Origin of the sequence: Streptomyces sp. NPDC088194 (genome assembly GCF_040702025.1) — a bacterium.
Taxonomy (GTDB): Bacteria; Actinomycetota; Actinomycetes; order Streptomycetales; family Streptomycetaceae; genus Actinacidiphila.
The window spans coordinates 1-17,186 of the sequence record NZ_JBFBIV010000135.1; the positions used below are offsets into that span (position 1 = coordinate 1).

Annotated in this window: 17 protein-coding genes; 4 read left to right on the forward strand and 13 right to left on the reverse strand. The window is 74.3% G+C overall.

The annotated features are described in order from the left end of the window. Positions 1 to 90: 90 nt before the first annotated feature. The 5 genes from AB0399_RS37675 to AB0399_RS37695 all read right to left on the reverse strand — a co-directional run bounded on the left by AB0399_RS37675 (position 91) and on the right by AB0399_RS37695 (position 3,588). Positions 91 to 744, reverse strand: coding sequence for a hypothetical protein (locus AB0399_RS37675; RefSeq protein ID WP_366414349.1), 654 nt, complete (start codon positions 742 to 744; stop codon positions 91 to 93). After that, positions 741 to 1,319 (reverse strand): RNA polymerase sigma factor, encoded by a 579-nt coding sequence (locus tag AB0399_RS37680; RefSeq protein ID WP_366414350.1) that lies wholly within the window; start codon positions 1,317 to 1,319, stop codon positions 741 to 743. Before AB0399_RS37680 ends, AB0399_RS37675 begins: the two co-directional genes overlap by 4 nt. Before the next feature lie 197 nt (positions 1,320 to 1,516). Continuing rightward, on the reverse strand, positions 1,517 to 2,410 hold the full coding sequence (locus AB0399_RS37685; protein WP_366414351.1) for a phosphorothioated DNA-binding restriction endonuclease: 894 nt from the start codon (positions 2,408 to 2,410) through the stop codon (positions 1,517 to 1,519). Positions 2,411 to 2,495: 85 nt separating this feature from the next. Next, complete coding sequence (locus tag AB0399_RS37690; protein ID WP_366414352.1) at positions 2,496 to 3,101, reverse strand: hypothetical protein; 606 nt, start codon at positions 3,099 to 3,101, stop codon at positions 2,496 to 2,498. Beyond that, on the reverse strand, positions 3,094 to 3,588 hold the full coding sequence (locus AB0399_RS37695; RefSeq protein WP_366414353.1) for a SigE family RNA polymerase sigma factor: 495 nt from the start codon (positions 3,586 to 3,588) through the stop codon (positions 3,094 to 3,096). Before AB0399_RS37695 ends, AB0399_RS37690 begins: the two co-directional genes overlap by 8 nt. A gap of 211 nt (positions 3,589 to 3,799) precedes the next feature. On the opposite strand from AB0399_RS37695, the gene AB0399_RS37700 reads away from it, so the two are divergent. Beyond that, positions 3,800 to 4,165 carry a hypothetical protein gene (locus AB0399_RS37700; protein ID WP_366414354.1) on the forward strand — a complete coding sequence of 122 codons (366 nt, stop codon included), beginning with the start codon at positions 3,800 to 3,802 and terminating at the stop codon, positions 4,163 to 4,165. A gap of 71 nt (positions 4,166 to 4,236) precedes the next feature. On the opposite strand, the gene AB0399_RS37705 is transcribed toward AB0399_RS37700, so the two are convergent. Beyond that, positions 4,237 to 5,124, reverse strand: a complete 888-nt coding sequence (locus tag AB0399_RS37705; RefSeq protein WP_366414355.1) for an MBL fold metallo-hydrolase — start codon at positions 5,122 to 5,124, stop codon at positions 4,237 to 4,239. A 284-nt stretch (positions 5,125 to 5,408) separates the two neighbouring features. Here AB0399_RS37705 and AB0399_RS37710 point away from each other — a divergent pair, with 284 nt between their 5' ends. Both AB0399_RS37710 and AB0399_RS37715 read left to right on the forward strand, forming a co-directional pair. After that, positions 5,409 to 6,692 carry an AAA family ATPase gene (locus tag AB0399_RS37710; protein ID WP_366414356.1) on the forward strand — a complete coding sequence of 428 codons (1,284 nt, stop codon included), beginning with the start codon at positions 5,409 to 5,411 and terminating at the stop codon, positions 6,690 to 6,692. After that, entirely contained in the window at positions 6,692 to 8,563 is a 1,872-nt protein-coding gene (locus tag AB0399_RS37715) for a tetratricopeptide repeat protein (RefSeq protein ID WP_366414357.1), read from the forward strand. Before AB0399_RS37710 ends, AB0399_RS37715 begins: the two co-directional genes overlap by 1 nt. Before the next feature lie 123 nt (positions 8,564 to 8,686). Here AB0399_RS37715 and AB0399_RS37720 read toward each other — a convergent pair whose 3' ends face one another. From AB0399_RS37720 to AB0399_RS37750, 7 genes are all read right to left on the reverse strand, one after another. Beyond that, positions 8,687 to 8,896, reverse strand: a complete 210-nt coding sequence (locus tag AB0399_RS37720) for a hypothetical protein (protein ID WP_329367470.1) — start codon at positions 8,894 to 8,896, stop codon at positions 8,687 to 8,689. 83 nt (positions 8,897 to 8,979) lie between these two features. Continuing rightward, positions 8,980 to 9,201 (reverse strand): hypothetical protein, encoded by a 222-nt coding sequence (locus tag AB0399_RS37725; RefSeq protein ID WP_328466086.1) that lies wholly within the window; start codon positions 9,199 to 9,201, stop codon positions 8,980 to 8,982. 121 nt (positions 9,202 to 9,322) lie between these two features. Beyond that, positions 9,323 to 10,570 (reverse strand): iron uptake transporter deferrochelatase/peroxidase subunit, encoded by a 1,248-nt coding sequence (gene efeB, locus AB0399_RS37730; protein ID WP_366414358.1) that lies wholly within the window; start codon positions 10,568 to 10,570, stop codon positions 9,323 to 9,325. Then, complete coding sequence (locus tag AB0399_RS37735) at positions 10,567 to 11,754, reverse strand: EfeM/EfeO family lipoprotein (RefSeq protein WP_366414359.1); 1,188 nt, start codon at positions 11,752 to 11,754, stop codon at positions 10,567 to 10,569. The genes efeB and AB0399_RS37735 overlap by 4 nt, the downstream gene beginning before the upstream one ends. Positions 11,755 to 11,894: 140 nt before the next feature. Further along, positions 11,895 to 12,770: an alkaline phosphatase family protein gene (locus tag AB0399_RS37740; RefSeq protein ID WP_366414360.1), complete on the reverse strand. Its 876-nt coding sequence runs from the start codon at positions 12,768 to 12,770 to the stop codon at positions 11,895 to 11,897. 210 nt (positions 12,771 to 12,980) lie between these two features. Beyond that, positions 12,981 to 13,913: a CU044_5270 family protein gene (locus AB0399_RS37745; protein WP_366414361.1), complete on the reverse strand. Its 933-nt coding sequence runs from the start codon at positions 13,911 to 13,913 to the stop codon at positions 12,981 to 12,983. After that, complete coding sequence (locus AB0399_RS37750; protein WP_329367478.1) at positions 13,910 to 14,515, reverse strand: RNA polymerase sigma factor; 606 nt, start codon at positions 14,513 to 14,515, stop codon at positions 13,910 to 13,912. Before AB0399_RS37750 ends, AB0399_RS37745 begins: the two co-directional genes overlap by 4 nt. Positions 14,516 to 15,094: 579 nt before the next feature. Here AB0399_RS37750 and AB0399_RS37755 point away from each other — a divergent pair. Then, positions 15,095 to 17,186, forward strand: a 2,092-nt coding sequence (locus AB0399_RS37755) for an ATP-binding protein (protein WP_366414362.1), incomplete at its 3' end; no start/stop codon positions are given.

Here is a 17,186-nt window from a genome sequence, read left to right on the forward strand (position 1 = left end):
CGATCCCAAGCCCTACATCTGGACCAAGACCGCAGAGGACATCCTCGAACGCCTCGCCGGATATCTGAAGCGAATTCCCGACTCAGAACACTAGTTCGCCGGGACGCAGGTGGGGAGTTGACGCACCAGGGTGATGGCCAGTGAGGTCACCGGGCCGCTCTTCGAGGCCGGCACGAACAGCAGGTGGTCGCCCGGGACGATGGCACCGGGATTGATGTCGCGGACCCCGTTGCTGTGGAAGCCGGACGGCGGCGCCACCTTGAGGAGGCTGCCGTGCGGGCTGTCGTGGGTGTGGCCGGTGGCGGAGCAGGAGGCCGAGGGCGCCATCACCTTCGCGGGGATGCCGGCCTTGTCCAGGGTGGCCTGCAGGCCGGGGACGCCCTTCAGGTCGAACAGCTGGACGGAGACCATGCCGCCCGGCTTGGACCGCACGGAGTAGTTGGCGTTGACGATGTTCAGGCCGCTGGTGCCCGAGCTGACCGAGGCGCCCGAAGTGCCGGAGCTGCCCGGGGCGCTCTGCCGGGCGGGCGCGGCCTGCTGGTCGCTGTGCGACGCGGACGTCGACGGCAGGGCGACCGCCACCGCGGCGGCGGCCGCCGCGGCCACGCCGACCACGAGGGCGACCCGGCGGCGCGGCGCGTGGAGCCGCAGCAGGGACCGGTGGCCGGCCGGGGCGGTCAGGGCCGCCGCGTGGGCGTTCAACTCGTCGGCGAGCTGCTGCTTGAAGTGCGCGGGGACGTTCACTGGGCGGTCTCCAGAAGGGTTTCGTAACCGGCGATGTGGGTCTGGCCCGCGCTGCGCAGGGCCTTGCGGGCGCGGTGCAGCCGGACCCGGGCGGTGGGCGAGCTGACGCCCAGCGCCTGCGCCGCCTCGCGGACCGTGAGCCCGTCGAGGTCGACCAGGTCGAGCACCTGGCGCAGCGGGTCGGAGAGCGCGGCGTGGGCGGCGGCGAGTTGCCGGACGGCGCGGTCGGCGTCGATCCGCGCTTCGATGGCGCTGACGTCCTGGTCGTCCAGCAGCCGCCGCCCGCTGATCCGGGCGACCGCCATCCGCTCGCGGGCGGTGCCGTGGAAGTGGGCGTGGATGACGTTGCGGGATATGCCGTAGAGCCAGGCGACGGGTGCGCCGCGCCGCGCGTCGTAGGTGTGCGCGCCCTCCAGGGCGGCCACGAAGATGTCCGCGGTCAGGTCGGCGGCCAGGTGCGCGTCGTCGACGCGCCGGGTGACGAAACCGAGCACGGTGTCGAAGTGCTGCTCGTAGAACGCGGCGAACCCGGCCGGGTCCCGCGCGGGTGGTGCTTTCGGATGCTCCGCTGGCACGGACGGCTCCTCAGGGCAGGTCAAAGGTGCGATGCCTTACACCCGGTACTAGTCCGCGGCACCCGAAAGCGTTACATCCGCGGTCCCCGTCCCTGTCCGCGGGTGGGCGCGGCCCCCAACGACACCCCGCCCGCGCCGGCCCGTCACGCCGCTCGCCCGCTCAGCCCGCGGCGCGCCTGGGCGACGTGCCCCGGCGGTCACGCCGTGGCGGCCGGGCGCGGCTCACCGTGGAAGACCTGCCGGGCGTGCCACGCCCGGTGCGAAGCGGTGATCGCGGGCGTGCCGGGCTGCGGCCCGAGCAGCGCGCGGCCCGCGAGGGCGACCACGTGCTCGCGGGCGGACGCGCTCCGCCCGACGAAATCCCGGGACACCAGGATCAGATGGCCGTCGCCGACACCGAGGACCCCCTTGTCGAAGAGCTTGTGATGGAGCGCGCACAGGCACACTCCGTTGTCGACCTCGTCCGGACCGTCGAACGCCCACCAGCGCACGTGCGCGGCCTCCAACCCGACCGGCACCGCGCCGATCATGCCGTCGTAGCCGCAGAAGGCGCACCGGTACTCGTACGCGGTGAGCACCGACTCCCGCATCCGCCGGTCCCGCCGGCGCCGCACCGCCGTGAGCGTCCCCGTCTCCGCCAGCTCCAGCTCCAGGCCGACCGCCTCGCACAGTTCGCCGTGCAGGGACGGCGGGAAGTGCAGATCGAGCAGCACCCGCGCCATCCGTCCGAGCAACGACGGCTCGCGCCGCAGCGCCGTCCTCAGCTCCGGCACGAGCCTGCCCGCCGCACCGGAGGCCCGCAGTTCGAGCACGCGGTTGCCGGGACTGCCGTCGCCGCGGTCGGTGCGCACCTCCCACACCCCGTCGCTGACCAGGTGATGGAACGGGTACGCGGGCGTGGTCCGATGGGCCGGACCGTACTCGGCCAGCAGCCGCCCCAGATCCGCCTCCACCGCGCTGTACCGCAGCTCCGCCTCGGCGTCCTCCTGGAACCGGCCCAGGGCGTACAGGAACAGCAGCGGCTTGTGCGGAGCCCGCGTCCCGTTGCCGGTCCACTGCCTCAGCTTCGCGGCGCGCTCGAGCCAGTCCATGACCGGCGATCATAAAGCGGCGCGGCCCACCGCGGGCGGCGCGCTGCCCACGCCCCTGCCTGACCGCGCCCCTGCCTGACCCCGCTCAGCCGCAGGTCCAGCCACTGATGCGCCCCGAGTCCAGCTCGACGGTGATGACCGTGCGGTCCGAGGCGCCCGACACGACGGCGCCGGCCCGGTGGGCGCCGGTCCTGGTGAGTGGACCGACCCGCAGCGCGGCGGTCCGGGTCCCGCAGACGGCCGGGAGGGTGTCCGCGGGTCGGGCGAGGCCCACGGACAGGGACGCTGCCTCGGCCCGAGCGGTGGCGGTGAGGTGCTGCTCCGTGAGGGCCGCCACCTCGGCCTCGGCTGTGGTGCTCGTGGTGTCCGGCGGGAGCCGGCGGTAGTAGTCCGCCACCGCGGCTCGGGCGGCGTCGAGTTGGGCCCGGCCGGCCGTGGGCCAGGCGGTGCCCGAGGACGGGGCGGCGGACCGGCCGGCCTGCCGGTCCGCGCCGGTCCCCCAGCCGAGCCCCGCGACCAGCGTGAGACCGCCCGCCGCCAGCGCCAGGCCGCCCCCGGTGAGGGCCAGTTGCCGGCGCCGCCTGCGTGCCGTGCCGCGCAGCCTGACCTGGTGGGCGGTCAAAGGAGTGCGGGCCGGCTGGAGGGTGCCTTCGAGCAGCGCCGCACGGATTCGGTCGTCCAGGTCAGACATTGCTGGATTGCCTCTCTTCCGTGGCGAGCGACTGGGCGAGCGCCTTGCGGCCACGGGCCAGCCAGCTCTTGATCGTGCCCGCGGGAGTCCCGGTCTCGGCGGCTATCTGCTCGACACTGAGATCGCACAGGTAGTGCAGGACGAGCGCCCGCCGCTGGTTCACCGGCACGGTGGCGAGCGCCCGCTCCACCAGGAGCCGGTCGGGTGACGGCTCGGCGACGCTGGTCGGCCGGTGGTGGCGCAGCGTCAACTCCCAGCCGCGCCTCATGCGACGGAACCGGGAGGCGGCCAGCCGCCAGGCCGTGGTCCGTACCCACGCCTCCGGCACCTCCACCGCGCGCAGGGTGCCACGCCGGGACCAGGCACGGACGAACGCCTCCTGCACCGCGTCCTGCGCGGCCTCCGCGTCCCCGGTCACCAGCGTCAGCTGGCGCACCAGCCTCGGGAACGCCGCAGCGTAGAGGGCGTCGAACTCCCTGTCCTGCATCGGGCTGCACTCCTTCCCCAGGGGCCGGGGCGCGATCGGGAACGGTACTGGACCGCTGAGGAAGTACGCCTGCCGAGCGGGCGACGGTGGCAGTCGATCGCGGTGATGTGGCTCACAGCGCTCGGCTGCCACTTTCGGCCGCCCGGCAGGCGTATGTCCCGCATCGCTGTCCGGATGCCACCGGACGCCAGCCACGAGAGAGGACAGCCCCATGTCCCACCGCGCACCCCGAACCGGACGCCGGCTGCTGAGCCGCCCCGCCGTCGCCGGCGCCCTTCTCCTGACCGGACTGGTCGGCGCCGTCACCGCGCAGGCCGAGGCCGCGCCGCCCCCGGCGAACGCCCACACCGCCACCGACTCCGGCATGACGCGCGACCAGGCCCGTGCGGCGGCCAAGGCCAGCGCGAAGGCGGCGGGCTCGCACGAGCACGGGAGTATGACGCCTGACGAGGCCCGCGCGGCGGCCGAGGCCAGCGCGAAGGCGGCGGGCTCGCACGAGCACGGGAGTATGACGCGCGATCAGGCCCGTGCGGCGGCCGCGGCCAGCGCGAAGGCGGCGGCCGCGCAGGGGCATTAGGTTCTGCCTTGCCGGGTGGCCCCGGCCCGGTGGTCTGCGCGCCGGCCGATCAGGGTGTGCGGGTAAGTCCGTTACCAGCGCATCGCGCTGAAATCGATGGGGCGGGGCCGCAGTTCGCCGGTGCGCGCCGCCAGTTGCCGGAGCCGCTGGGCCATGGCGTCGGCGGGAAGGTGCCGGCGGTCGCCGTGGCCGGGCAGCAACCACTCGAAGCGCAGCCGATCGGCGGCCCGGGCCAAGGACGCGGCGAGTTCACCGATCGAGTACCAGGTGACGCTGTCGGCCACCTCGATGTCCGCTGTGCCGCGTGACCAGTAGAAGCTGTCGCCGCTGAAGCAGTACCGCTCGTCCGCGAGGAACAGCACGCTGCCGCGGGTGTGCCCGGGGAGGGGGAAGGCGACCACCCCCTCGGCGATCTGCGCCGGGTCGGTGCCGCGCAGCACCCGGTCGGCGTCCGGGGCGGCGTCGAGGTCGCCCTCGTGGACCCACAGCCGGGCGCCGAAGCGGTCGGCGTAGCGGCGGCCGTGCGCGGCGTGGTCGCGGTGGGTGAGCAGGACGTCCGTGACAGGCCCCAGCTCCTCGAAGCGCGTGGCCAGCGACGCGCTCCACCGCGGTGTGTCCACCATCATGACGGTGCCGCCGGGGCGGCGCAGCAGGTAGGAGTTGGCCCCCGCGGTGTGCGTGGAGTTGTGCCCGCACAGGTACACGGTGTCGTCCAGGGCCAGGGGGAAGGGGTCGAGTTCCGCCGCCAGCCGCCCGGACGGGGGACGGATCGACCGGGAGGGGCAGGCGTGCGCCGCGGCGTTCAGCTGCCGGACCTCGGTTCGGTCGCGCGGCTGGCGCAGCACGACCGAGCGGCCGTCGACCTCGCCGATCAGGCCGGGGGCGAGCTGCCGGGCGACATCGCAGTTCACGCACCGCTCGTCCACCCGCCAGCCCGCCGCGAACCGTTCCTCACCCATGGCCCCGCTCCTTCCGCACCGCACCGCACCGCGCCCGCCGACCGGCCGTTCGTAGCCCAAGGGATATCCCGGGCCCTACGGACAAAGGAAGGGGGATCGGACCTTGTACTTACGGCGTCGAGCCGCTCTCGCCCGGCCGGTTCGGCCCGGGAGGCACCCGGTTCGGCCCGGCGGTCGGGGGCAAGCCGGCAGCCGGGCGTACGGCGTTGCCCTCGTGGCCGGCGGGCCCGCCGCGGGGCGGCACGTACGGGCTATGCTCGCGGTGAATTCGCCCAGGGGGGACCATGGCTGACCCGGAAAGCCCGCTGCTCCACGCGCTGCGCCAGGCGGTGCGTTCCGCGCCGGAACAGGCCGAGTTCCGTGTCGCGCTCGCCGAAGCGCTCCTCAACGCCGGTGATGCGGATGGCGCGATCGTCGAACTCGGCGAGGCGCTGCGCCTGGCGCCGGATTCCGTTCCGGCCAGGCAGCTGATGCTCAGGGCGCTGAGCGGCGGGACACCGGCGGAGAGCGTGCCCGCGGAGAAGCCCGACGCCGGCTTCGACTGGCCGACGGCGGAGGCCGAACTGCGGGACGTGGCCCCGCCGCCGCGCTTCACCCCCGCGCCCGCCCCGCCGCCGGCCGCGCCCGTCCCGCCGCCCGCCGCCGCCGACGACGCGCGCGAGGACCCGCGGGGCGCCCCGGCCCACGAGGTCGAGCGGCCGGCCCTGACCCTCGCCGACGTCGGCGGGCTGTCCGACGTCAAGGACCGGTTGCAGGCCGCGTTCCTCGCGCCGTTGCGCAACCCGGAACTGCGCAGGCTCTACGGCAAGTCGCTGCGCGGCGGCCTGCTGCTGTACGGCCCGCCCGGCTGCGGCAAGACCTTCGTCGCGCGCGCCGTCGCCGGCGAACTCGGCGCGTCGTTCGTCTCCGTGGGCATCGCCGATGTGCTCGACATGTGGATCGGCTCCTCGGAGCGGAACCTGAGCGAGCTGTTCCAGCTGGCGCGGCGTCAGGCACCGTGCGTGCTGTTCTTCGACGAGGTGGACGCGCTCGGCCAGCGGCGCAGCCAGACCCGCAACTCCACGATGCGCACGACCGTCAACCAGTTCCTCGCGGAGCTGGACTCGGTGGGATCGGACAACGAGGGGGTGTTCGTCCTCGGCGCGACGAACGCACCGTGGGACGTCGACCCGGCGCTGCGCCGCCCCGGCCGCTTCGATCGGACCGTACTGGTCCTGCCGCCGGACGCCGAGGCCCGCGCGGAGATCCTCCGCTACCACCTGCGGGACCGGCCGATCGCGGGAGTCGACCTGGCGTCCCTGGTCGAGCGCACCGACGGCTTCTCGGGCGCGGACGTGGCGCACCTGTGCGAGTCGGCCGCGGAGATCGCGCTGATGGACGCGGTGCGCAGCGGCGAGGCGCGGCTGATGGGCATGCCCGACTTCGATGCCGCGCTGGCGGACGCGCGCCCGTCGACCGGACCGTGGTTCGACGCCGCGCGCTCGGTCGCGCTGTTCGCCAACGAGGGCGGCGCCTACGACGACCTCGCCGCCTACTTCAAGTCCCACAAGGGCACGAAGGGCCGTTGATGGCGGACGAGGCAGACGAGGGACCGGCCGGCCGCGAACCGTCGCAGGCCGCCGTCGAGCGCGCCGTCGCCCTGGCCCGCCTCGACCGCTATGCCGAGGCCGAGCCGATCCTGCGCAGGGTGCTGGCGGCCGACCCCGAGCACTACGGCGCGCTGGCGAACCTGGCCTGGCTGCTCGATCTGGCCGACCGCCGGGAGGAGGCCGTGGCGACCGCCCGCCTGGTGATCGCGCGCTGGCCCCAGGACACCGAGGGCTTCTACCGGGCGGCGTCGTGCCTCATGAGGGACAAGAACGTCGCCGAGGCGCTGCCGCTGGTCCGGCGGGCCATGGAGATCGCGCCGGACGAGGGCCGCGTGCTGCGGCTGTACGCGCGGGTGCTCGCCGACATCCCCGAGCGGCTTCCCGAGGCGCTGCCGATGGCCGACCGGGCCGTCGAGGTCGACCCGTTGAACGGCGAGAGCTTCCAGACCCGGGCGGTCGTCCTGGTGAGCCTGCGCCGCTGGCGGGACGCGGACGCCGCCCTGGCGCAGGCCCTCCAGCGGGAACCGACCGACACCGCCTACCTCATCCAGGCCGGCATCGTGAAGCTCCGGCTGGGGATGATCGCCCCGGCTCGTGACGCGTTCACCGTGGCCCTGCGGTTGAAGCCCAGGCCGCACCGGGTCCGGGAGGTGCTCGACACCCTGGAGACGCAGGGGCTGCCCGCGCCGCTGCTCGACGTCTACACCCTCGGCTGCGAGGCCCTGGACATTCCCGACCTCGGCTCGCCCGGCACCGCGGGCACCGACCGGGAACTGCTGCGCGAGCAGGCGCGGATCGCCGGGTCCATGTGGAAGGCCGCGACGTACAACCACGCCTGGTCCAAGGACTCCCGCGACCGCTGCCGCACCCTGGTGGCGGCGATGCTGGCGGCGGACGCGACGCTGGTCCCCGCGCGGCTGCTGGCCGCCGAGATCGCCGGCGACGACGCGAGGTACGAGGACCTGGTCGCCCTCGCGGAGCCGCTGATCGCCGAGGGCGAGGCGACCGGTCAGCTGTACCGGGACACCGTCCTCGGCCTCGAACACCTGGACCGCCTGGACGACGCCGTCGCACTCGCCGCCGACGCGCGCCGCCGCTTCCCGCGGTCGAGTCGGGCCGCGAGCCTGCACGGCCGGATGCTGGCCGAAGCGGGCCGCCGCGACGAGGCGGTGGCCGCCGCCGATGCCGCGGCCGAGCTGGCCGACGGCGATCCCCAGGCGCTGACCTCCGTGGCGGGCGTCCACCGGCGGCTGGGCCGGAAGGACGAGGCCAAGGCGGCGTACAAGGCGATCCTGCGGGAGGCCCCGAACGAGACGACGGCGCTGTTCGAACTCGGCTCGCTGTACATGCTCGGCTACCAGGACAACCGGGCGGCCGAGCGGCTGATCGAGCGCATCGAGCTTCCGGACGTCGGCGGCGACCGCACGGCCGTCCTCGGCCAGATCCGCTTCCAGCTCGGCAAGTGGGACCAGGCGGCGGCCGACTTCGAAGCCGCGATCGCCACGCCGATGCGCGCCCCGAGCACCGTCCCGGGCATCATCATCGGCTTGCAGCTGTTCGGCCCGCCCCGGCGTTTCCAGCCGCTGCTCGACCGGTGCGTGGAGATCCGCGGCGACGGCGTGCCGGCCGAACCGGTGACGATCGAGAAGCTGCGGCTGGCCGCGTTCACGACGCTCAAGTACGGCGCCCTGCCGCAGGCACAGGAGGTGCTGCGGCAGATCCTGGAGATGGACCCGGACCACCACGAGGCCACGGTGATGGCCACGGTCGTGGCCGATCCCGACGTGCCCGAGCACGCCGAGGCGCTCGCCGTGGTGTTCGCGCCGGACACCCACGACGACGAGCTCTGACGACGAGCTCTGACGTCGGCTTCGCGCGGTCCGCCGAGGGGAGGGCCCGGCACGCGGGTGCGGCCGGGCGACGGCGGACGGGGACGAACGCGACACCGACCGGGGCCGGGGCGGTCGCACCCCTCACCGGAGCGCCGGCGCCGGCCCTGGCTCCTCGCGGACGCCCGAGGCGGACTCCGGCGCGTCCTCGCCTTCGTCCCCGTCCTCGTCGTCGTACCGGCAGGACCCGTCGTCCTCGAAGTCCGGAGCGTGGAAGGGGTCCGTCTTCGGGGGCGGCGAGGACAGCGCGGAGCGGCGGGGTTGCTCTTCCGGTGCGGAGAACAGCGAGGTCACGTCAATGAGAGGTCCGTCTTTCGTCGCGGGCCCCTGAAGGGGCCGGGGGTGCCGGGTCCGGAGCGGGATCTGCCGGACCGGGACTAGAGCTTGATCATCTTGGTGTAGGGGCTCAGAATCCGCATCCGCGCGGACCCGAAGTCCACGAGTGCGGCGACTCCCTCCTCGGTATCGGTCACCCGACCGAGGCCGTACATGTCGTGGGCGACCTGGTCGCCGACGGCGAAGTGCTTGGGAGCAGGCGTGACCGGAGCCGTGAAGGGGCTCGTGGGCAGATGGCGCTTAGGTGCATGAGGCTTTGTCATTGCCCCTAGTGTGCGCCCGCCGGCGTCCTCTTCGCTCCGGTTGTCCACGTCGGATGCGCGGACATCGGCGTATCGCGGGTCGAAATCCCCGCTGTTCCGGTCGTGCCGCCGCTCGCGGGCCTCAGGCGAGCAGGCCGGAGCCCAGCCGGTCGGAGGCGTCCCGTACCCCCGGCAGCGCGAAGAAGTACCCGCCGCCGGTCGGTTGCACGTAGTCCACCAGCGGCTCCCCGGCCAGCCGCTCCTGGACCGTCTGGAACTGCCGCCGCACGTCCTGCTGGTAGCAGCAGAAGACGAGCCCGACGTCCAGGTCCCCGACCGGGTCCAGGCCGCGGTCGTAGTTGTAGCCGCGCCGCAGGAACCGCTGGTCCGCGGTGGCCCGGTCGCGGGGGTTGGCGAGCCGGATGTGCGCGTCGAGCGGGATCACGTGGCCCTGCGGGTCGGAGCCGTAGTCGGGGGTGTCCGATTCGCGGCTCCCGTCGAGCGGGGCGCCCGAGTCGCGCCGCCGCCCGATCATCGTCTCCTGCTCCCGCAGCGAGACCCGGTCCCAGAACTCGACCAGCATGCGGATGATCCTGATCACCTGGTACGAGCCGCCTGCCGTCCAGGCCGGCTCGCCGTCCGCGGCGCCGCGGGTCCACACCAGCGCGTCGGCGACGGCCGCGTCGGCGACCGCCGGGTTGCCGGTGCCGTCCATGAAGCCGAGCTGGTTGCGGGCGGTGCCGGCCGGCCGCGGGTCGGCGTGGAAGCCGTCGGCCTTCCACAGCGGGCGCAGCCCGGCGCGGGTGTGCCGGGTGAGGTCGCGCAGCGCGTGCATCACGGTGTCCCGCGAGTCCGCGCAGATCTGCACCGACAGGTCGCCGTGCACCTCCGTGGAGCCCGCCACGTGGTCGTCGGGGAAGACCGGCATCCGGGTGAGCCGGGCGGGGCGGCGGGCGGCTAGGCCGTAGCGGTCGTCGAAGAGCGACGCGCCCACGCCCACGGTGATCGTGAGCCCGTCGGAGGGCAGCGCCGGGCCCAGCGTCCCGCTGTCGGACGGTACGGAGGCGACGTCGGCGGCCGGAACCGGGCCGCCTGAGGTCAGCAGCCGTATCCGATCGGTCAGCGTGCCGAACAGCTCCCGCAGGGCCGCCCGGTCCGGCGCGACGATCTCGAACGACACGAACGTCGCGGCGGCCTGCTGCGGGGTGACGATCCCGGCCTGGTGGACGCCCTCGAAGGGGATGTCGCGGCCCGACGCGGAACCGTGCCGGTCGTCCGCGTCCGCCAGCGTGACGCCGCCGAGCGTCGCTCCGCCCAGCGCGGCGGTGGCCGCCACCCCGACCGTCGTGCCGCGCAGGAACGCGCGGCGCCCGAGCGGTCCGGCGCTCACGCCGACGTCCGCGGCGCGAGCAGGCCGGGCAGCGAGGAGAGCGACTCCAGCAGGGCTCCGAGGTCGCCCTCGACCCGCAGCGTCCGGAGGGAGCCGGAGCCGGAGCCGGGTTCGGAGCCGGGGCCGGTGTCGGCGGGGCCGTTGCGGTCGGTGGTGCGGCCGGCCGGGGCGGCGCCCGGGTGCGGCTGGCGCAGGTCCGCGGTCACCTGGGCCAGCCCGCTCCGGATCGCGCGCAGCAGCGCCGGGTCGCGCGGCGCGATCAGCGGCGCGAGGACGGAGACCACCTCGGAGGTCCCCTCGACGTTGGCGCCGAGCGTGGCCAGGGTGGTGCCGCTGCCGTAGTCCGCGGCGCCGGTCAGCTGGAACTGCAACGCGTTCTCCAGGATCTCGTGGGCCCGCAGCGGAAGGTCGCCCGGGTCGACCTCCTCGCTGGGGAAGTCCGCGGTCAGCCGGCGGACCTCGGCGACCAGCCCGCGCGTCAGCGGCCGGAGCGCGGACGCCGGACGGCCGTGCCACAGCCCGTACTCGACGGCGTGGAACCCGGTCCAGCCCGGGTCGCGCACCCCGCCGGGCAGGCCGTCCGCGGTGCCGTCGATGGCGGCGTCGAAGTCGCCGAAGGAGTTGTAGGCCGCGCCGAGGCGCTCGTAGTCCAGGTGCGCGGGCAGCCAGTCGCGGCGGGCGGCGGTCAGGTCGCCGCGGGCGACGTCGGCGTCGAGGGTGCGGGAAGCCGCCAGCAGCGGGGGCAGCGCGGCCTTCAGCCAGGCCCGGTAGGCGGTGACCGGCGCGGTCATCGCGAGGTCGGGCAGCGGACGGTACCCGGCGACGGCGCCCGCCGCGCGTCCCGACAGCGCCATGGGGCGCGAGTCGCGCACCGTGCCGTCGGAGAAGACGCAGCGCAGCGTGTAGCGGCCGGCCGCGAGCGTGGTGGACAGCCGCTGGCTCGCCGCCGGCACGAGCCAGGGGATCTCGGCGTAGACCTTCGCGCCGCCCGGGTCGGTCAGGTAGACGGCGACGAACAGCTGGGAACGGTCGGTCACGTCGAAGGTCACCGGCCCGGCCGCGCGGTGCGCGGGCAGGTCGCCACAGCCGGCGGCACCGACGGTGACCGGCCTGGCGGAGGCGCTGTCCCCGGCCGCGGCCGGCCCGCTGCCGGCCGCCGCGGCCGCCAGCACCAGCGCGAGCACCGCCGTACGCGCACGGTGTCGCGTACGGGGCCGTGCCCGCGGTCGGAGCCGGGGGCGGCGGGGGCCGGGGCGGCGAGGGGCGGGCGGGTCCGCCGCCGCGGCGGACGGCGGACGCGGCTCGGCTTCGCCCATGGTGCGCGTCAGTTCCAGATGTCCGTGACCGGGGCCGCGCTCGCGCTGGAGCCGACCTTCCCCAGCCCGTAGAACTGCTCCAGCGTGGCGAGCACGTTGTAGTGGTTGACGTTCTCGCTGTAGTGGCCGGCCGCCACGTTGGCGCCCACGAACAGGGTGGGGATCTGGTTGTTCTCGGTGTAGTCGTCCTCGTCCCACGTCACGATCAGCAGGCTGTTGTTGGCCTTCGCCCAGGTCGCGTACGCGGACATCTTGTTCTTCAGCCAGGTGTCGGCCTGCGTGATGGTCCCGTCGTGCATGTCGTCGTCGAGGTTCGGGATGACGAACGAGACGGTCGGCAGGGAGCTGTAGTCCGACGGGAAGGAGCTGAACGGCAGCGAGTCGGAGGTGGGGACGTTGCTGAAGTTGATCCACGGCGAGTGCTTGCGGGCGTAGGCGCCGGAACTGCACGTGGTCGAGCCGGTGCTCGGCAGTCCCTCCGAGTAGCCTTTGAACGTCTTTCCCGCGGCGAGGAGTTCGGAGCCGAGGTTGGCGGCCGTCCCCTCGTTGACCGGGCAGGTGTCGGCGCTGAGCCCGTAGGTGCTGCCGGCGAACAACGCCATGTAGTTCGGCTCGCTGGGGTGGGTCACCCCGAACGAACCCGTCAACACTGCACCCTGGGAGGCGAGTTGGTTCATGTACGGCGCGCTGGAGGTGTTGCCGATGATGTCGGCGTAGGAGTGGTTCTCCTCCATCACGATCACGACGTGCGAGGGAGCCGGCACCGAACTGGCGACCGGTTGGAGCGACTTGTCGGCGCTGTGCGGGTACAGCGTGGCAGCGGCCACGCCGGCGGCGGCGAGGGCGATGGCGGACGGCAGGGCGAAACGCGGCCTGAGGCGCATCGGTTCTCCATGGGCGCGAGGGGGGATGAGAGGCGCTCTCCCATGGAATCCAAGTTTGATGCTGTACGGTCAAAGTTGCAATGGCGCTCCGGTGAACAGGTTTCCACCGGTGGGCGGGCGCCGAGGCGCTGAGGCCACGGCGGCCACGGCGCAGCGCCCTGGTCCGGGCGGTGCGCCGTGGCCGCGTCGTCGGCCGGCAGATCCGGTCGGTCAGCCGATCGTGTCGGTCAGGCCGGTGGACAGGTAGGTCGCCTGGCGCTGGTCCTTCTCGCTGCGCCAGGGCTCGTTGAGTTCCAGCAGCTTGCTGGTCCTCGGGTCGATGATCACCTCGGTGGTGCCGACGCCCCCGCGGAAGGACAGCTCCGTTCCGCTGCGCCCGGCGCTGTCCTTGACGGTGCCGGCCACGCGCACGCCCTTCAGCTGGGCCAGCGCCCTGAAGAGCGCGCTGCGCAGTTCGGGACTGGCCGGGGCGTTGGCGAGCAGGGTGCTCGCCTGCACGAACCCGAGCGTGGCCGCGTCCTCGTCCTCGTCGGCGGAGTCCTTCGTGGTGTGCTCGATCTGCCCGAGCAGCAGCGCGGGGTCGGTGGTCAGGCGGTCGAGGGCGTTCCAGTCGAAGCGCCGCGAGCCGAGCCTCCAGCCGGGGTCGTGCGACGTGCGGACGGCCTTGCCGTCGACGACGTAGGTGAATTCCATCGACCGGGAGGTGTACGTGTCCCCGGTCTTGAAGTGGGTCTTCCAGTACGTGCCCGAACCGGTCGACTGGGTGGCGGCGACCTCGGCGACGTCGTTCAGGAAGGCCGACGCGGACTGCGCCCGCGGCCCCTGCTGCGTACCCGCGGGCCCTGCCGCCATGTTCGCGGACGCCACCGCGACGCCGGCCGCGACCGCGGCGACCGCGAGGAGGGCGACGGCGCGGCGGCGCTTCCAGAACGGCCGCACCACGGCGCCCTTCCGCGCGTCCTCCCGCGGAGCCTGGACCGAGGCCTCCCGCACGGCTTCCTCGACCGCCGCCAGCGCCTGGGCCAGCGCCTTCGCCGGCGGGGGCTCGACCCGACCCGCCGCCCGCAGAGCCTCGGCGCCCGGGAAGTCCATCACTGCCTGCCGCTCGGTCATGCCCGTCTCCTCCATGTCGTACGTACTCATGCCAGGTCTCCCGTCGCGGCCAGGCTCTGTCCCGCGGGGCGGTTCCCCGCGGGACGGTCCGGCGCGATCCGCTCGCGCAATCTGCCCCGGGCCCGGTACAGCCGCGAACGGGCCGTTCCGAACGGGATGCCCATGGCGGTGGCCGCCTCGGCCGGGGTCAGTTGCTCCCAGCAGACGAGGAGCATCACCTCCCGCTCCTCGGACGGCAGTTCGGCCAGCGCGCTGCGCAGTGCGGGCGCCAGCGCCGCGGCGTCCAGCCGCTGGTCCACGGCCTGCCACGGGTCGCTGACCTCCACCTGCGCGGGGGCCTCCGCCCGCGCGGCCCGCCGCACATGACCCGCCAGGACGTTGCGGGCCACTCCGAACAGCCAGCCCCGGGCGGTTCCGCGCGAGGCGTCGAACGTTCGCCGCGCGGCGAACGCCTGCAGCCACGCCTCGGCCAGCAGGTCGTCCGCCGCGCCCGGCATCCGCCGCGCGAAGTAGCCGTGCAGGGCCGCCGAGTACTTCTCGACCAGCGGCGTGAACGCCGCCGGATCGTCGGCGGCCCTGGACAGTTGGGCGTCACCGTCGCGGTCGCCGCGTTCGTCGTGTTCCGATGTCACGGAATCTCCGTCTCCGACCGTCGGGTGACAGTCTCACCCTGTACTTGTCTCGCCGCGCCCCTTGCGTTCGCCCCCTTGCGTGGACGGCGGCCGGCGCGCGCAGGTGCCGTCGTCGTGCCGGGTGTCACGACCCAGGCCGGCAGTGACGAGCAGGGCATCCCGCGCGCGTTCCGCCGGCCGACCGGGACCGGGCTCCCTCCCGACCAGCCGGGTCAGCGCGGAAACGCTATGGTTGCGGCTGGCTCAGCCCCGCCCCACCGGCCCACTGATCTGCGGTGCAAGTGAACCTGGCACGACCCGGCAGCTCACGCCCGCCCGCCCGCGGAACGCAGGCGGTGCGGCGGGAGCGTGCCGCCACCGCGGTCGCGGGCCGTGCCGCCGCACCGCCCGCCCATGGTTTCCGAAGACCCGGCAAGGAACTCCGCACCAGCTCGTCCCTCGATCAATCGGGGCCGGAGCGACGGTGCGCGTGCCGGGATACGTCCGGGGCGGGTGTGTGATCACGGCCCGCCGCTCCCCTTGACCGCTGCCCGGCCGGCACGCGCCGTCATGCCGTCCGGCCACGGGAATGGGTAACACATGCAGACGGCGCAGTCAGAACTGGTCGGCCGCGACCGGGAGATCGGCGAGGTCGAGGCGATGCTCGCCGCCGCGGCGGAGGGCGCCGGACGGGTGGTGGTGGTCAGCGCGGGCGCGGGCACGGGCAAGTCGGCGCTGCTCGACGCGGCACTCGACCGGGCTCGGCGCGAGGGCTTCATGGTGCTGTCGGCCCGAGGGATATCGTCCGAGCGCGACCTGCCGTTCGGGCTGGTGAGCAGGCTGTTCGAGCCGGTGGCCGGCGAACTGGCGCACGTCGGGGGCCCGTTCGCGGATCTGGGTTCGGGCGGCTCCAACTCCCCTTCCGGAACGACCGGTTCGGCCGGGGCGCCGGTGCCCACCGCGTCGACGGCCACGCCCGGGCCGGTCCTCTCCGCCGAACTCCACTCCTTCCACCGGGCGTTGGCCCGGCTGTCCACCCGCGCCCCCGTGCTCGTCGCCGTCGACGACCTCCAGTACCTCGACCGCGAGTCGCTGCGCTGGCTGAGCGCCCTGCCGCAACGGGTCGACCGGGCGCGGATCGCCGTGATGCTCACCGTGTGTCCGGGCGAGCCGTGTGCCGACCCGGCGGTCCTCGACGAGTTGCTGGCCGTGAGCGCGGTGGAACTGCATCCCGCGGACCTGAGCGCTCCGGCGACGTCGGCGGTGATCGAACGCGCGCTGGCCGCCGCACCGGACGGGCAGTTCGTCGCCGCCGTGATGCGGGAGGCGGGCGGAAACCCCTTGTCCGTCACCGAGTTGACCTCGGCGCTGCGGGACCAGGCGGTCAGCCCCACCTCGGATTCGGCGGACGTACTGGGCGGCATCGCCGTTCCCCGGCTCGCCGCCCGGCTGCGCGCCCGGCTGCGACGGATATCGCCGTACGCCCTCGACATCGCCCGGGCCGCCGCCGTCCTGGGAGCCGAGGCGGATCTCGCCCGGGTGGCCCGCCTCTGCGGCGCCGAACCCGCGGTGGTCATGGAGGTCATGACCGCCCTCGACCGGGCCGGGCTGATGGGGGTGGCGGGCGAGTCGATGACGTTCGCGCAGCCCCTCATGCGCAACACGGTGCTCCAGGACGTCCCGCTCGCGGACCTCCACGCGCTGCACACCAAGGCCGCCGGGATACTCCGGGCGACCGGTGCGCCAGGCGACCGGGCGGCGGAACAGCTCATGTCCTCCTCCGCGCCCGCCGAACCCTGGGCCGCCGGCCTGCTGCGCGACGCCGCCGCGACCGCGCTCCGCCGCGGCGAACCCGAACGGGCCTGCGCCTACCTGGCCAGGGCCCTGCGCGAGCCGCTTCCCGACCCCACCCGTATCGCGCTGCTCGCGGAACTCGGCCACGCCGAGGGGTACACGGACCTCGACGCGGCGATCGACCGCCTGACGGAGGTCTCCCGCGCTGCGGCCGCGCCGGGCCGGACGACGACTCCGGCCGGACTGGCCGTAGGGGACCCGGGCGTACGCGATCAGGCGGGCGGCGACCCGGAGCGGGACCCGGGCGAAGGGGAGGCGGGGGAACGGGGCCAGCGCGAACCGGCCCACCGTGAACGGGCCCTGTGCGAAGGGGATTTGCGTGAAGGGGACCTGCGTGAACGGGCCCTTCGCGAGCTGGCCGAGCACCTCATCACGACCGGCCGCTCCCGCGAGGCGGACCGACTCCTCGACGCGTTCCCGGAGCCCACCCCGGGTGAGCCCACTCCGGGTGAGCGCACCCTGTGGTCCGCGGACGTTCGGTGCGACGGTGCAGCGGAAGCCGAGGAGACAGGCGGGCCGCTGTCCCGCCTGCGCCGGCCGGCCCGGTCCGGCGCGGTGGACGAGGGACGCTACCTGAGCCTTGTCGCCACCCGCACCGCACGGGCCGGCAGGTTCCGGTCCCGGGCCGCCGCACGCGCCGAACAGGCGCTGGCGGTCCTCCCGGTCACCCCGGAGGCCCTGCGGCCGAGCCTGCGCGCCGTGCTCGTGCTCGCGCAGGCGGGACGGGCCGAGGACGCGTTCGAGCGCTGCGACGCGCTCGCCCTTCTCCCGCAGCCGCTCGCACCAGCAGCACCACGATGGCCACCACCGCGGCGGTCACCAGCAGGGTGTGGAAGAA